This is a genomic window from Micromonospora sp. WMMD734, assembly GCF_049178975.1.
Classification (GTDB): Bacteria; Actinomycetota; Actinomycetes; order Mycobacteriales; family Micromonosporaceae; genus Micromonospora; species Micromonospora wenchangensis.
Genome location: NZ_JBMHMK010000001.1, coordinates 6,398,010 through 6,412,371 on the forward strand (window position 1 = coordinate 6,398,010; position 14,362 = coordinate 6,412,371).

At 72.6% G+C, this 14,362-nt stretch carries 15 protein-coding genes; 9 read left to right on the forward strand and 6 right to left on the reverse strand.

Annotated features, from left to right (window positions below):
- Window positions 1-1,241 precede the first annotated feature (1,241 nt).
- Window positions 1,242-2,585, reverse strand: coding sequence for an MDR family MFS transporter (locus ACN267_RS27835; RefSeq protein ID WP_421490001.1), 1,344 nt, complete (start codon window positions 2,583-2,585; stop codon window positions 1,242-1,244).
- Between the two features lie 151 nt (window positions 2,586-2,736).
- On the opposite strand from ACN267_RS27835, the gene ACN267_RS27840 reads away from it, so the two are divergent.
- Window positions 2,737-3,504, forward strand: coding sequence for a phosphoglyceromutase (locus ACN267_RS27840; protein ID WP_421490002.1), 768 nt, complete (start codon window positions 2,737-2,739; stop codon window positions 3,502-3,504).
- Between the two features lie 65 nt (window positions 3,505-3,569).
- Here the strand turns inward: ACN267_RS27840 and phoU are convergent, their stop codons facing one another.
- On the reverse strand, window positions 3,570-4,223 hold the full coding sequence (phoU, locus tag ACN267_RS27845; protein ID WP_421490003.1) for a phosphate signaling complex protein PhoU: 654 nt from the start codon (window positions 4,221-4,223) through the stop codon (window positions 3,570-3,572).
- 212 nt (window positions 4,224-4,435) lie between these two features.
- On the opposite strand from phoU, the gene ACN267_RS27850 reads away from it, so the two are divergent.
- Together ACN267_RS27850 and ACN267_RS27855 are read left to right on the forward strand one after the other, a co-directional pair.
- Complete coding sequence (locus ACN267_RS27850) at window positions 4,436-5,746, forward strand: sensor histidine kinase (RefSeq protein WP_281902579.1); 1,311 nt, start codon at window positions 4,436-4,438, stop codon at window positions 5,744-5,746.
- A complete protein-coding gene (locus ACN267_RS27855; RefSeq protein WP_067314784.1) occupies window positions 5,743-6,426 on the forward strand; it encodes a response regulator transcription factor in 684 nt (227 codons plus the stop codon). The genes ACN267_RS27850 and ACN267_RS27855 overlap by 4 nt, the downstream gene beginning before the upstream one ends.
- A 13-nt stretch (window positions 6,427-6,439) precedes the next feature.
- On the opposite strand, the gene ACN267_RS27860 is transcribed toward ACN267_RS27855, so the two are convergent.
- Window positions 6,440-7,252 carry a hypothetical protein gene (locus ACN267_RS27860; RefSeq protein ID WP_204957606.1) on the reverse strand — a complete coding sequence of 271 codons (813 nt, stop codon included), beginning with the start codon at window positions 7,250-7,252 and terminating at the stop codon, window positions 6,440-6,442.
- A gap of 73 nt (window positions 7,253-7,325) precedes the next feature.
- Between ACN267_RS27860 and ACN267_RS27865 the strand changes: the two genes are divergently transcribed.
- Together ACN267_RS27865 and ACN267_RS27870 are read left to right on the forward strand one after the other, a co-directional pair.
- Entirely contained in the window at window positions 7,326-8,270 is a 945-nt protein-coding gene (locus ACN267_RS27865) for a Ppx/GppA phosphatase family protein (protein WP_204957607.1), read from the forward strand.
- Between the two features lie 76 nt (window positions 8,271-8,346).
- Window positions 8,347-9,153, forward strand: a complete 807-nt coding sequence (locus ACN267_RS27870; protein ID WP_204957608.1) for a sugar phosphate isomerase/epimerase family protein — start codon at window positions 8,347-8,349, stop codon at window positions 9,151-9,153.
- A 197-nt stretch (window positions 9,154-9,350) separates the two neighbouring features.
- On the opposite strand, the gene ACN267_RS27875 is transcribed toward ACN267_RS27870, so the two are convergent.
- From ACN267_RS27875 to ACN267_RS27885, 3 genes are read right to left on the reverse strand one after another with little or no spacing between them, the layout of a single operon-like run.
- Window positions 9,351-9,899: a CGNR zinc finger domain-containing protein gene (locus ACN267_RS27875; protein WP_088646103.1), complete on the reverse strand. Its 549-nt coding sequence runs from the start codon at window positions 9,897-9,899 to the stop codon at window positions 9,351-9,353.
- A gap of 19 nt (window positions 9,900-9,918) precedes the next feature.
- Window positions 9,919-11,085, reverse strand: a complete 1,167-nt coding sequence (locus ACN267_RS27880; RefSeq protein ID WP_421490004.1) for a glutathionylspermidine synthase family protein — start codon at window positions 11,083-11,085, stop codon at window positions 9,919-9,921.
- Window positions 11,086-11,087: 2 nt separating this feature from the next.
- Window positions 11,088-11,363 (reverse strand): hypothetical protein, encoded by a 276-nt coding sequence (locus ACN267_RS27885; protein WP_281902590.1) that lies wholly within the window; start codon window positions 11,361-11,363, stop codon window positions 11,088-11,090.
- Window positions 11,364-11,506: 143 nt separating this feature from the next.
- Between ACN267_RS27885 and ACN267_RS27890 the strand changes: the two genes are divergently transcribed.
- The 4 genes from ACN267_RS27890 (at window position 11,507) to ACN267_RS27905 (ending at window position 14,327) form a co-directional block, all read left to right on the forward strand.
- The gene (locus ACN267_RS27890) at window positions 11,507-12,427 is read left to right on the forward strand and encodes a proline dehydrogenase family protein (protein ID WP_204957611.1); all 921 of its coding nucleotides are present in this window, start codon (window positions 11,507-11,509) and stop codon (window positions 12,425-12,427) included.
- A 187-nt stretch (window positions 12,428-12,614) separates the two neighbouring features.
- Window positions 12,615-12,827, forward strand: a complete 213-nt coding sequence (locus tag ACN267_RS27895) for a helix-turn-helix domain-containing protein (RefSeq protein WP_088646105.1) — start codon at window positions 12,615-12,617, stop codon at window positions 12,825-12,827.
- 206 nt (window positions 12,828-13,033) lie between these two features.
- Entirely contained in the window at window positions 13,034-13,135 is a 102-nt protein-coding gene (locus tag ACN267_RS27900) for a 30S ribosomal protein bS22 (RefSeq protein WP_007465623.1), read from the forward strand.
- A gap of 118 nt (window positions 13,136-13,253) precedes the next feature.
- A complete protein-coding gene (locus ACN267_RS27905) occupies window positions 13,254-14,327 on the forward strand; it encodes an NAD-dependent epimerase/dehydratase family protein (RefSeq protein WP_204957612.1) in 1,074 nt (357 codons plus the stop codon).
- The last annotated feature ends 35 nt before the right edge of the window (window positions 14,328-14,362 follow it).

Consider the following 14,362-nt stretch of genomic DNA (forward strand, 5'->3'; position numbering starts at 1 on the left):
TACCGGAATGGCTGCCGGGTAGCCGCGTGTTGGCAGTCACGGAGCCCGGAGCAGCGGCACCGAGCAGGGACGGTAGGTGTTGTGACCGGCGAGACAGTGCTCGAAGGTTGAATCCGGAATCCGGGCGAACTAACTTTATTGCACCGCGTCACGCTCGGAAACGTTCGGGGGAGCGGCGGATCGATCAGATCCGTGCACCGAGCGAGACGCAAATCGGGTGGAGCACGCCGTTGGGGGACGGTGCCACCCGGGAACCGGCGGCGCGAGCGGGCGACGCTTACGGGGGTGAGGGTCGCCCGCCGCCGCCGGGCAGGCGGTACGAGCGCCCACCGCGACCATCGGGTCGCCGGTGGGCGCTCTGCCGTTGTGGCTTCTTTCGTCGCTCCGCAGCCCCGTCGCTCCGCGGCCCTGCTCCTCCTCGGCCCTGCTCCTCCTCGGCCCTGCTCCTCCTCGGCCCCGTTCGGCCGACCGGGCAAGCAAGCTCCATGGTGTCGCGGAACGTGGTTCCAGCCCTCGGCCCGGAGGACCGGATGGCCCGAGCGCGTCCTTTCGAGCTGACGTCGTCAACGATTCAGGCGACCGGCGACCGGCGACCGGCGACCGGCGACCGGCGAGGGGCGACCGGCGACCGGCGAGGGGCGAGCGGCGACCGGCGAGGGGCGAGCGGCGACCGGCGAGGGGCGAGCGGCGACCGGCGACGGCAACCGGCAACCGGCGACGGCGACCGGCGAGCGGCGAGGGGCGAGGGGCGAGCGGCGACCGGTGATGCGTGACTCGTGACTCGTGACAGGCGACAGGACCCAAGCCCTCATCGAAGAGGGCTGCTGCACCCGGGCGGCGGGCGGTGGGTGCTGGGCGGCACTCGTGCCGACGTCGAAGCCGGTGTGAGTCGCTGAGGTCATCAGGTCTAAAGGACGCGCTCGGTGTATGTCTGCCCCGCCCAGCTACGCGATGACCTGCGGCACTTCGGGTCGCCGGGGTTCCGGCGGATCGGATCCGGGCGGGCAGGGGCGGGTCCGGCGGGCAGGGGTGGATCCCGGTGGGCAGGGGCGGGCCCGGCGGTCCCGGCCGGATGGTCGTCCTGGCAGGTGGTCGTCCTGACAGGCGAAGTCCGGCCGGGTGGGGTTCGGTCGGGTGGGATTCGGTCGGGTGGGATTCGGTCGGGTGGGGTTCGGTCGGTGCGGGCGGGCAGGGGCCGATGAAGCAGCCCAGGGGGGTGGGGTCGGCGGCGGTGGGCGTACTCAGGCGGGGGTACGGGCCGTGACCGGCTCGGCGGGTGCGCTCCGCACCCCGGCCTCGGCCGACGGCGGGGCCGGCGGCGCAACTGCGGCGACCGGCACGACCGGAGTCCCGGGGCGGCGCAGGCGGGCCGCCCGACGTTCCCGGGCCGGCCCGGACAGCAGGTGGGCCAGCGCGGTCGCCGCGCCGATCCCGGCGCAGCCGAGCCAGAGCGTGGCGTTGCCGGCGTGTTCGCGCACCAGCCCGCCGAGCAGCGGGGCGACCGCCCCGGCCACCTGCCAGGACAGCGAGAACACCCCCTGGTAGCGACCGCGCAGTTCGGCAGGGGAGAGTTCGGCGATCAGGGTGGCGTTGGACGGGGAGTTGAGCATCTCGCCGAGCGTCCAGATCAGCACGGTGAGCCCGAAGAACCAGGCGGCGTCGGCGAACGCGGTCAGCCCGAAGCCGACGCCCATCACCACCGAGGCGAGGGCGAGCACGTGCGACCGGCTCCGTCCCCGGATCAGCCGGGGGACGAAGAGCTGCCCCACCACGATCAGCACCCCGTTGAGCGCGATCACCGAGCCGTAGGTGGCGGGGGACAGACCGGCGTCGCCCATCGCGATCGGCAGCATCGAGAGGTGCTGGAGGAAGACCAGCGCGCCGAACAGGTTGAGCACGACGAAGCCCAGGAACACCCGGTCGGCGGCGATGGTGCGCAGCGCACCCACCCGGGGCGGGCCGCTCGTCGCACCCTTGACGGCGCCGGTCGCCGGGGCGCGGCGGGTCTCGCCGACCTTGACGAAGATGATCAGCGCGGTGACCAGCGTGGTGGCCGCGTCGACCACGAACAGCAGCAGGTAGCCGGCCTCGGCGGCGAGGCCGGCGAGCACGGCGGCGCAGGCGAAGCCCAGGTTGATCGCCCAGTAGTTGAGCGAGAACGCGCGCAACCGGTCCCGCTCCGGCACCACGTCGATCATCATGGCCCCGAACGCCGGCCGGGCGGCCTCGGCGAACGTGCCGAGCAGCAGTGCGCCCACCGCGACCGCCCAGAGCGGCCGGGCGAAGCCCAGCGTCAGCATCATGGTGGCCGCGCCCAGGTGGGCGGTGAGCAGGGTGGGCCGCCGTCCCCACCGGTCGACCAGGGTGCCACCCACGGTGGTGCCGACCGCGCCGCCGACCCCCCACAGGCCCATCACCAGGCCGGCCTGGGCGGCCGAGAAATGGCGGGCCTGGGTCAGGTAGATGGCGAGGAAGACCAGCACGAACGAACCGAGCCGGTTGATCAGCGTGCCCGTCCAGAGGTACCAGAAGGTCCTCGGTAGCCCGCCTGTGGTCTCCCGGAACCAACCCCGCACCGTCCGCACGCCCGCGCCCCCGCTCAGGTAATGACCGCTGTCCTTGAAGCGCCTTACAACCTAGTTCCGGGGTCGGACACCGGTCATCCGTTTTTCCACGTGGTGGTCGTCACCACCACCGCCCGCGTGTCCCCGGACGCCGTGCGGCAGGATGATCGGCATGACTGCGAGCGAGGGGCCCACCGTCGGGACGCTGGTCCTGCTGCGGCACGGCGAGAGCGACTGGAACGCGAAGAACCTCTTCACCGGCTGGGTCGACGTCGACCTGACGGCCAAGGGCGAGGCGGAGGCGCGTCGCGGCGGCGAACTGCTGCGCGAGCACGGCCTGCTGCCGGACGTGGTGCACACCAGCGTGATGCGCCGGGCGATCCGCACCGCCGAGCTGGCGCTGAACGCCGCCGACCGGCACTGGATCGCGGTGCGTCGGTCGTGGCGGCTCAACGAGCGCCACTACGGCGCCCTACAGGGCAAGAACAAGAAGCAGACCCTCGACGAGTACGGCGAGGAGCAGTTCATGCTCTGGCGTCGCTCGTATGACACGCCGCCGCCGCCGATCGCCGACGACGACGAGTTCTCCCAGGTCGGTGACCCGCGCTACGCGCTGCTGCCGACCGAGCTGATGCCGCGCACCGAGTGCCTCAAGGACGTCGTGGCGCGGATGCTCCCGTACTGGTACGACTCGATCGTGCCGGACATCCTCGCCGGCCGCACCGTGCTGGTGGCGGCGCACGGCAATTCGCTGCGTGCCCTGGTCAAGCACCTCGACCAGATCTCCGACGAGGCGATCGCCAAGCTGAACATCCCCACCGGCATCCCGCTGCGCTACGACCTCGACCCGCAGCTGCGCCCGCTCACCCTGGGCGGGACCTACCTCGACCCGGCCGCCGCCAAGGAGGCTGCCGCCGCGGTCGCCAACCAGGGCCGCTGAGCTGACGGAAGGACCCCGGCCCGGCGGAGCTCGCCGGGCCGGGGCCCTCTCTCACGCGGTGCGGGTCAGCCCGCGGCGGGAGCGGTCTCGCCGGTGATCAGGTAGACCACCCGCTCACCGGCGTTGACCGCGTGGTCGGCGAACCGCTCGTAGAACCGGCCGAGCAGGGTGGCGTCGATGGCGGTCTCCACCCCGTACGGCCACTCGTCGCCGAGCAGGATGCCGAACAGGCTCTTGTGCAGGTCGTCCATGACGTCGTCGTCGCGGTCCAGTTCGGCGGCGATGTCGGCGTCGGGGGTGGCCAGCACCTTGCCGATCTTCTCGGCCATCCGGTCGGCGACCGAGGCCATGTCGGTGAAGACGGGCCGCAGCTCGGCCGGCACCGCCGGGGAGGGATGCCGGCGCAGCGCCGTCTTCGCCACGTGGTCGGCCAGGTCGCCCATCCGCTCCAGGTCGGCCGCGACGTGCAGCGCGGTGATCATCGCGCGCAGGTCGGAGGCGACCGGCGCCTGCCGGGCGAGCAGGTCGCAGACCCGCTCCTCGACGTGCTGGTAGAGGTCGTCGATCTCGGCGTCCCGCGCGATCACGGCCTCGGACGCCTCGCGGTCGGCGGTCAGCAGGCCGCGGGTGGCCTGGCGCATCGCGGCGCGTACGCCGTCGGCCATGTCCACCAGCAGTTGGCTGACGATCTGCAGGTCGGCCCGGAACTCGTCGCGCATCGTCACTTCCTGGGGTCGGTGCCGCCGGTGGTCGGGGGGACCGCTGGCGTACGGGTTGAGCAGGTGCGGAACCCACCGTAGGCGGGGGCGACGGGAGCCCAGATGAACCCGGATGAACGACGCGGGGCCCGGGAGTGAATTTCTCCCAAAGCGAGAGTGGTTCGTCCTGTTATGGGCGATAGCCAGGTTAACAATGACCCTACGATCGCCGGGTGGAGTGGGCGGTGGCGATCGTGGTGGCCCTGGTGACCGGACTGGTCGCCGGGCTGCTGCTGGCGCGCCCCGTCCAGACCTGGCGGCGTCGCGCGACGCCGTCCGGGGGCGAGGGCCCCCACGGGGACCTGGGGAGGCGTGCGATTCCCGACGACCAGTCCGGCGGGCTGAGCGGGCTCGGCCGCAAGACCATCGACTCGCTGCGCGCCGGTGTCGTGGTGCTCGGCCCGGACGACGTTCCGGTGCTGGTGAACCCGGCCGCACGGGCGATGGGACTGCTCCGTACCGGTGCCACCCCCGGCTCCATCGCGGCCCACCCGCTGATCCGTACCCTCGCCGGGCAGGTCCGGCGGACCGGGGTGCGCCGCGAGATCGAGCTCGACCTGCCCCGTGGCCGCGACAACGCCGGGGAGAACCCGCTCGGCGTGCACCTGCGGGCGATGGGCATCGGCGGCGGGTACATCGCCGTCGAAGCCGCCGACGTCACCGAGTCGCACCGGCTCGCCCGGGTCCGGCGGGACTTCGTGGCCAACGTCAGCCACGAGTTGAAGACCCCGATCGGGGCGCTGCAACTGCTCGCCGAGGCGCTCGTCGACGCCACCGAGCCGGCCGACGGGGCACCCGACCTCTCCGAGGACATGCTGGCCGCCCGCCGGTTCGCCGAGCGCATCCAGCACGAGTCGACCCGGCTCGGCCGGCTGGTGCAGGAGCTGCTGGAGCTGACCCGGCTCCAGGGCGCCGAGCCGCAACCCGCGCCGGAACCCGTCGCGGTCGACTGGGTGATCGCCGAGGTGCTCGACCGGACCCGCACCTCGGCCACCGCCCGCCGGGTCCAGGTGGTCACCGAAGGACAGCGGGGCCTGACCGCGTACGGCAGCGACAGCCAGCTCGCCACCGCCGTGTCCAACCTGGTGGAGAACGCGATCACCTACTCCGGCGAGGACACCACCGTGCGGGTCGTCACCCGGGCCGACGACGACCACGTCACGGTCTCCGTCACCGACCAGGGCATCGGCATCGCCCCCACCGACGTCGACCGGATCTTCGAACGGTTCTACCGGGCCGACCAGGCCCGGTCCCGCGCCACCGGTGGCACCGGCCTCGGCCTGGCCATCGTCAAACACATCGCCAGCAACCATGGCGGCCGGGTGGAGGTGGCGAGCACCCTGGGTGGGGGGTCGACGTTCACCCTCCGGCTACCCGCCAGCCCACCGGACGCCCTGGAGTCGCTACTGCCGTCCGCTGGTATCGAGCCCGGCCCGACCGTCCCTGCGCCGGGCCTGACCGTAGGAAAGGAAACACCCCGTTGAGCCGCGTACTGGTGGTCGAGGACGAGGAGTCGTTCTCCGACGCCCTGTCGTACATGCTCCGCAAGGAGGGTTTCGAGGTCTCCGTCGCCGCGACGGGCACCTCCGCCCTCACCGAGTTCGACCGGACCGGCGCGGACATCGTGCTGCTCGACCTGATGCTCCCGGAGATGTCCGGGACGGAGGTCTGCCGGCAGCTGCGGCAGCGCTCGCACGTGCCGATCATCATGGTGACCGCCCGGGACAGCGAGATCGACAAGGTGGTCGGGCTGGAGATCGGCGCCGACGACTACGTCACCAAGCCGTACTCGCCCCGGGAGCTGGTGGCCCGGATTCGGGCGGTGCTGCGCCGGCAGAGCCCCGAGGTGACCGAGTCGGGTGCCCCGACGCTGGCCGCCGGCCCGGTCCGGATGGACATCGAACGGCACGTGGTGACCGTCGACGGGGCGGCCGTGCAGCTCCCGCTCAAGGAGTTCGAGCTGCTGGAGCTGCTGCTGCGCAACGCGGGCCGGGTGCTCACCCGGGGGCAGCTCATCGACCGGGTCTGGGGAGCCGACTACGTCGGGGACACCAAGACCCTCGACGTGCACGTCAAGCGGCTGCGTTCCAAGATCGAACCGGAGCCGTCCGCGCCCCGGTTCATCGTCACCGTGCGCGGGCTGGGCTACAAGTTCGAGCCGTAGGCCGGCGCACCGTTCACCCCTGCGGGCTGGCCGGGTGCGGGGCGATCTGACCCTGGCCCAGCCGGGCCGCGCACAGCTCGGCCAGCTTCGCGTACGCGGGCGCGCCGACCAGCGCGGTCAGCTCCGGGCCGTACGACAGGTACATCGGCTCGGTGCCGACGTGCGCGTCGGTCGACGAGGTGCACCACCAGTCCAGGTCGTGCCCGCCGGAGCCCCAACCCCGCCTGTCGAACTCGGCGAGCGTCGACACCAGCACCTTCGTGTCGTCGGGGCGGGTGGTCCACTCCTGGTCCCGACGGATCGGCAGCTGCCAGCAGACGTCCGGCTTGTACTCCAGCGGGTGCACCCCGTCGCGCAGCGCCTGGCCGTGCAGCGCGCACCCGCCCCCGCCGGGGAAGTCGGCGTCGTTGAGGAACACGCACGGGGCGTCCTCGCCCCGGGTGGCCGTCCGCCGGGCCGGGTTCTTGCCGTCGATCGTGTCGGTCGCGGTCCAGTTCTTCGTACCCTTGCGGAAGTGCTGCCAGGTCTGCGGGGTGAGCCGCTTGACGGCCGCCCGGACCCGCTTCTCGTCGTCGTCGTCGGTGAAGAACGCGCCGTGTGAGCAGCAGCCGTCGGTGGCCCGCCCGGCGACGATGCCGTGGCAGCCCCGGCCGAAGACACACGTCCAGCGGGACAGCAACCAGGTGAGGTCGGCGCGCACCAGATGCCGCTCGTCGGCCGGGTCGACGAACTCGATCCACTCCCGGGGAAAGTCCAGCCCGACCTCCCGGCTGCGGGGGTCGTCCGGGTCGTCCACCAGCACGTGCAGCTCCACCTGGCTCGTCACCCGGACCAGCGTACGCGTGAGTGAACCGGCCGGCCGGCGTGCCGTCGAAACGTGGCGGCCCTAGGGTCTTCTCATGCGGCTCGGTGTGCTCGACGTCGGTTCCAACACGGTGCATCTGCTACTGGTCGACGCGCACCACGGCGCGCACCCGTGGGCGGCGCACTCCGAGAAGGTGGTGCTGCGGCTGGCCGAGCAGCTCGGCCCCGACGGCGCGCTCACCCGGGCCGGCGCCGACGCGCTGGTCGAGGCGGTCGGGGCGGCCCGTGCGTCGGCCACCGCGTTGGCCGCCGACGACCTGCTGGCCTTCGCGACCAGCGCGGTGCGCGACGCCACCAACGCGGCCGAGGTGCTGACCCGGGTCCGCGAGGAGACCGGCGTACGGCTGGAGGTGCTGTCCGGGGCGGACGAGGCGCGGGCGACGTTCCTCGCGGTCCGGCGCTGGTTCGGCTGGTCGGCGGGGCGGTTGCTGGCGATGGACATCGGCGGCGGCTCGCTGGAGCTGGCCGCCGGCATCGACGAGGACCCGGAGGTGGCGGTGTCGCTGCCGCTGGGCGCCGGCCGGTTGAGCCGGGACCGGCTGCACGTCGACCCGTCGGGGCTGACCCCGCCGACCGCCGAGGCCGTGGAGGAACTGCGCGAGTACGTCGACGCGCAGCTCGACCCGGTGGTGGAGAAACTGGCCGGGGTGGGCTGGGAACGCCCGGTGGCCACCTCCAAGACGTTCCGGACGCTGGCCCGGCTGACCGGGGCGGCCCCCTCCTCGGCCGGCCTGTGGGCGCGGCGCAGCCTCACCCGCACGGGGCTGCGGCAGGTGCTGGGGTTCGTCAGGCACATCCCGCCGGCCCAACTGCCCGAGCTGGAGGGGGTGAGTGCCGGCCGGGCCCACCAGCTGCTGGCGGGGGCGGTGGTGGCCGAGGCGGTGCTGCGCCGGCTCGACGTGCCGGCGGTGGACATCTGCCCGTGGGCGCTGCGTGAGGGCGTCATCCTCAGACGGTTGGATCAGCTCGAACCGATGTGACGTACGCCGGTCGTTGCGCGGCTTTTGCCGCTGCTCGTCCGGAACTGTGGTGGCGGCCCCGGTTACCCTCGGGGATGTGACTTCCCGCGTCCCGGTGCTCCTGTCCAGTTCCTCGGTCTTTCCTGAGCGGACCGCGGCGGCGTTCCAGCTCGCCGCGGCACTCGGCTACGACGGGGTCGAGGTGATGGTCTGGACCGACGCCGTCAGCCAGGACGCCGGCGCGCTGCGTGGGCTCGCCAAGCACTACGGCGTCCCGGTGCTGTCGGTGCACGCCCCCTGCCTGCTGGTCACCCAGCGGGTGTGGAGCCCCGACCCGTGGGTACGGCTGCGCCGGGCCGCCGAGCTGGCCGACACGCTGGAGGCGCCCACGGTGGTGGTGCACCCCCCGTTCACCTGGCAGCGCGACTACGCCCGCAACTTCGCCGACGGGCTGCACACCGTCGCCGACCGGTTCACCGGGCTGCACTTCGCGGTGGAGAACATGTACCCGGTGCGGATGGCCGGCCGGCAGTTCGTGCCGTACGTGCCCGGTTGGGACCCGACCGAGGTCGGCTACCCCGCGTACACCCTCGACCTGTCGCACTGCGCCGCGTCGCACAGCGACCCGCTGGCGATGGCCGACCGGATGGGTGCCGGCCTGGCCCACGTCCACCTCGGCGACGGCACCGGCGAGGGCCGCGACGAGCACCTGGTGCCCGGCCGGGGCACCCAACCCTGCGCCGAACTGCTCCGTTCCCTGGCCGGACGCGGCTTCACCGGCTCGGTCGCGGTGGAGGTCACCACCCGGGGCGCCAAGAGCCGCGCCGTCCGCGAGTCCGACCTCCGCGAATCCCTCGCCTTCGCCCGAGCCCACCTGACCGCCCCCACCCCCCTCAACGCCTAACCCCCACCCCCGCCCTCTCCCCCCTCCCGCCCCGCCCCCGCCCCCCGCCCCCCGCCCGCTTCACCCCGGTGATCAAGAGGTTTGCGTCATGTTCGGGCGTGAATCTGACGTAAACCTCTTGATCAACTGACGTAAACCTCTTGATCACCGAGGCGGCGCGGCAGGGAGAGAGGGAGGGGGAGAGCGCGGGGGAGGGGTCAGGGGACCGGGGTGAGGGTGGGTTGTTCGGCGGCGCGTTTGCGGGCGCGGTGGGCGGCCACGTGGGAGCGGGTGGCGCAGCGCTCCGAGCAGAACCGGCGGCAGCAGTTCGACGAGGTGTCCAGGTAGACGTTGCCGCAGCGTTCGTCGGCGCAGACCCCGAACCGGGCGCTGCCGTACTCGCAGAGCCACACCGACAGGCCCCACGCCGCGCCGGCCAGGTATTCGGCGCTGACCGACGCGCCCCGGCTGGTCACGTGCATGTGCCAGTCGCTGGAGTCGTGGCCGGAGATGCGCGGCTGCACCGGGAACGCCTCCAGCAGGGCGTTCAGCTCGGCCACCGCCTGGGCGTCGCGCCCCGAGGTGCCGTACTCGAAGACGTCGCGCAACCGCTTCTGCGCCCGTCGGAAGACCGCCAGGTCCCGGTCGGCCACCTCGTCGCGCATCCACGCGTTCTCGTCCGGAATGAGGGCCCGCAGGTCGTCGAGGTCGTCCAGGTGGGCGTTGACGAGGTCAACCCCGGTCCTGGCGTACGCGTCGAAGTTCACCCGACCAACGGTAGTCGACTCACGCGGCACGCGGCGCGTCGATGTAGTGCGGCAGGAAGCGCGCGTAACCGTCGGTGATCAGACTTTCGCTCTCCCGGATGCCGACGCCTGCCGACTCACCGTCGACGATCCAGCTGCCCAGCACCGTCCGACCCCCGTCGAACTGCGGCAACGGCCGGAACTCCTGATAGCAGAAACCCTCGTCGCCATAGATCCCGGGATTGCTGATCTCCGTGTCGCCGGTCACGATGCGTACGGAACCACCCTCCCGGCCGAGCAGCGGCTTCGCCACGTACTCCGGCATCCCGCGCGGCGAGTCCAGGTACGCCGGCAGCAGGTACTCGTGCCCGGGGAACAGCTCCCAGAGCACGGCCAGCAGCGCCTTGTTCGACAGCAGCAGCTTCCAGGCCGGTTCGATCCAGGTGGTCGGCGTGCCCGGCTCCAGGGCCGGCCGGCCGTACGGCTCGGCCAGCATCCACTCCCACGGGTAGAGCTTGAAGCAGGTGGTGACCGGCCGGTCGGCGGCGTCGACGAAGCGCCGGCCGTCCCAGCCGACGTGCTGGATCGGCAGCAGCGTCACGTCCAACCCGGCCTGCCGGGCCGTCTCGGCCAGGTAGCCGGCGGTGATCTGGTCCTCGCCCGACTCCTCCTCGTTGGACCAGCACACGTGCACCCGCCGGTCGTGCAGCCCGGCCCCGATCTTGGCCCACGCCCCGACCAGCCGCTCGTGCAGGCTGTTCCACTGGTCGGCGTCGGGCCGGGTGTCCTCCAGCCAGTACCACTGCACGATGCTCGCCTCGACCAGGGCGGTCGGGGTGTCGGCGTTGTACTCCAGCAGCTTCGGCGGCCACGAGCCGTCGTAGGCGAGGTCGAACCGGCCGTACAGGGTGGGTGGGCGCTCGTGCAGCGACCTGGCGACCGCCTGCGCCGCCCACGCGGGGATGCCGAACTCGGCGTACCGGTTGCGGGCCACCACGTGCTCGGCGGCGGCCACCGACATCCGGTGCAGCTCCTCGGTCGCCTCCTCCAGCCGCAGCACCTCGTCGAGGTCGAAGGCGTACGCGGCGGACTCGTCCCAGTACGACATGATCTCGCCGTCGGGCAGCTCGGTGTCGACGTACACCAGGCCCTGGGTACGGATCACCGCGTCGGAGTCCGGGCGGGGGGTGACCCGCTCCCGGCGCACCGTCAGCCGCCGCAGGAGGCGAGATGGGTGCCGAACCCGCCGCGTTCCGGCAGCGCGCCGGCCACCGGGTCGGGTGCGGCGGCCCGGGGGTCGATGCCGACGGTCGGCACCTGCATGGCGAGCGCCACGGTGTCCCCGCCGCCGATCGGCCCGAGGGCGCAGTCGTCATCGTCGTCGTCGGAGGTGAGGTTGCAGCCGGACAGGGCGAGTGCCAGCGCGGTGAGCGCGCCGAGCTGCACGGAGGCCGACCGCAGCCGGCGGCGGGGGTGTCGTTCCACGTTCATGGTTGTAACTGATCCACGCCACCGGCGCGTCCCCTGACCGGCCCATGACGCGGCCCGGAACCGGCCCGCCGCCGTGGCCGGAACCGGTCCGCCCCGCCGCCGGGCGCGGTCCCACGGCCGGGCGTTACGCTCGGCTCATGCTCCGTTCCGTCATCCTCGCCGCCTCCCGGTCATCCCAGGTCGAGCGGCTCGTCGCGACGGCCCCGTTCACCCGGGACGTCGTCCGCCGGTTCGTCGCCGGCACCGGCACCGACGACGCGTTGCGCGCCACCCGCGAACTCGTCGCCGACGGCCTCCGGGTCACCCTCGACAACCTCGGCGAGGACACCGTCACCGCAGAGCAGGCCACCGCCACCCGGGACGAGTACCTCGCCCTGCTGCGGGCGCTCGACGCCGCCGGGCTCGCCCCGGCCGCCGAGGTGAGCGTGAAGCTCTCCGCCCTCGGCCAGCGGTTCGACGAGCAGTTGGCCTACGACAACGCGCGGGCGATCTGCGCGGCGGCCGACCAGGCGGGCACCACGGTCACCCTGGACATGGAGGACCACACCACCACCGACTCGACCCTGGACACGCTGCTCAAGCTGCGTAAGGACCACCCGTCGACAGGCGCGGTGCTCCAGGCGTACCTGCGGCGGACCGAGTCGGACTGCCGGGAGCTGGCGGGTGCCGGGTCGCGGGTCCGGCTGTGCAAGGGCGCGTACGCCGAGCCGGAGTCGGTGGCGTACCAGTCGGCCCGCGAGGTCGACAAGTCGTACGTGCGCTGTCTCAACGTGCTGATGTCCGGGGCGGGCTACCCGATGCTGGCCACCCACGACCCGCGCCTGATCGCCATCGGCGAGGACCGGGCCCGCTGGTTCGACCGGGGGCCGGGCGAGTTCGAGTTCCAGATGCTGTACGGCATCCGCCCCGAGGAGCAGGCCCGGCTGGCCGGCGAGGGCTACACGGTACGCACCTACCTGCCGTACGGGGAGGACTGGTACGGCTACCTGATGCGTCGTCTCGCCGAGCGCCCCGCGAACCTGGTCTTCTTCGGCCGGGCCCTGGCCTCGAAGAAGTAGGCCCCGGGCCGGCCCGGAAACACCGGGTCACGACCGGGTGAACGACGCCTGCGGCGCGGTCAGTTGTGGGAAGGGATCGCGCAGGTCACAGCCGTCCCGCTACCGTACTGGTAACACGCGCGTTGCCGGCCCGTTCGGGAGCTCCGTCGGGTGGCGCGCGCCGGGCATGGGATGGGTCGGGTGAGCCATGGCCGGGTCGCAGTCCTCCGACGGTCGGCTGTCGGATGTCAGGTTCCTCACGGTCGCCGAGGTCGCCTCGGTGATGCGGGTCTCCAAGATGACCGTCTACCGCCTGGTGCACAGCGGTGAACTCACCGCCGTGCGGGTGGGCCGGTCGTTCCGGGTGCCCGAGCACGCGGTGCACGACTATCTGCGGGGGGCGTTCCAGGAGACCGCCTGAGCCCGCCGATCGCGACGTAACGGGCATCGACGGGGGCGCGTTGGTCCTGCTGACGCTCTCCGGCTACCCTGGAGCCCGATCTGACCGTGCGCCGGTGCGCCCCGACGCCACCAGGCTGGTCCAGGTCCGTTGTCCGTAAGCGGCCACCGGCGTCACCATCTCGACGCCGAGGGTCCGTCCCGAACGTTGCATTGAAAGGCTGTCGTATGGGCTCGGTGGTCAAGAAGCGCCGCAAGCGCATGGCTAAGAAGAAGCACCGCAAGCTGCTGCGCAAGACCCGCGTCCAGCGTCGCCGTCTCGGCAAGTGACCGACGCCGGGTCACCCCCGGCGTCCGGCACCACTTGCCATCTGTCGACCCCCGGAGGCTCAGTGATCAGGCCGCGGACATCCCGGCTCGATCTCGCCTGCCGGTCAGGGCGTGCGCGATGACCCCCGGTGGCACCCCAGGTGCTCCGGGGGTCGTCGTCGTGACCGGGGTCGGTCGCTACCTCGGCGCGCACGTCGCCGCCCGGCTCGCCGCCGACCCCCGGATCGAACGGGTGATCGGCATCGACCCGGCCACCCCCGGCCCCGAGTTCGCCGGCCTGCTCGACCGGGTGGAACGCATCCGGCTGGACCTCGACTCGCTCGGCGGTCTGCTGGCCGACCTCGACGTCGCCGCCGTGGTCCACCTCGCCCTGGTCACCGCCCCCGACCCGCAGCAGGGCGGTCGGGCGGCGATGAAGGAACAGAACGTCATCGGCACCATGCAACTGCTCGCCGCCTGCCAGCGGGCACCCCGGCTGCGCAAGCTGGTGGTCCGGTCGTCGACCGCCGCCTATGGCGCGTCCTTCCGCGACCCGGCGGTCTTCACCGAGGAGACCGAGCCCCGCGAGGTGCCGCGCGGCGGTTTCGGCCGGGACATCCTCGACATTGAGGGGTACGTGCGCGGCTTCCGCCGCCGCCGGCCCGACGTGACCGCGACGGTGCTGCGGTTCGCCCCGTTCATCGGCTCCACCGCCGACACCACGCTCACCCGCTACTTCTCCCGGCCGGTGGTGCCCACCGTCTTCGGCCGGGACCCCCGGCTCCAGTTCGTGCACTTCGACGACGCCCTGGAGGTGCTGCACCGGTCCGTCGCCGAGGACCATCCGGGGACGTACAACGTGGCCGGGCCGGGGGTGCTCTCGCTGTCCCAGGCGATCCGCCGGGCCGGCCGGGTGGCCGTGCCGGTGTGGGAGCCGGGGCTGTCCGGGGCCGCCGCGATCGCCCGTAACCTCGGCTTCGGCCGCTACGGCCTCGACCAGGTCGACCTGATCGTGCACGGCCGGGTGGTCGACACCCGCCGGCTGACCCGGGAGTACGGCTTCACCCCGCGCACCACGGCGGCGGCGTTCGACGACTTCATCCGGGCCCACCACGGCGGTGTCGTGGTCACCCCGGACCAGCTCGCCACCGCCGAGCAGCTGGTGCTGGAGAGCATCCGGCAGGTCCGCTCCGCCGTCCGGGAACGTACGTGACCGCGCAGAACGGCCACCGCCGGCTCACCACGTCA

What these genes read in the sequence shown, in the direction of transcription:
- ACN267_RS27840 (WP_421490002.1), top strand. Translation starts at nt 2,737, where the DNA reads ATGACTGCGAGCGAGGGGCCCACCGTCGGGACGCTGGTCCTGCTGCGG.
- phoU (WP_421490003.1), bottom strand. Translation starts at nt 4,223, where the DNA reads ATGCGCGACGAGTTCCGGGCCGACCTGCAGATCGTCAGCCAACTGCTG.
- ACN267_RS27865 (WP_204957607.1), top strand. Translation starts at nt 7,326, where the DNA reads ATGCGGCTCGGTGTGCTCGACGTCGGTTCCAACACGGTGCATCTGCTA.
- ACN267_RS27890 (WP_204957611.1), top strand. Translation starts at nt 11,507, where the DNA reads ATGCTCCGTTCCGTCATCCTCGCCGCCTCCCGGTCATCCCAGGTCGAG.
- ACN267_RS27895 (WP_088646105.1), top strand. Translation starts at nt 12,615, where the DNA reads ATGGCCGGGTCGCAGTCCTCCGACGGTCGGCTGTCGGATGTCAGGTTC.
- ACN267_RS27900 (WP_007465623.1), top strand. Translation starts at nt 13,034, where the DNA reads ATGGGCTCGGTGGTCAAGAAGCGCCGCAAGCGCATGGCTAAGAAGAAG.
- ACN267_RS27905 (WP_204957612.1), top strand. Translation starts at nt 13,254, where the DNA reads ATGACCCCCGGTGGCACCCCAGGTGCTCCGGGGGTCGTCGTCGTGACC.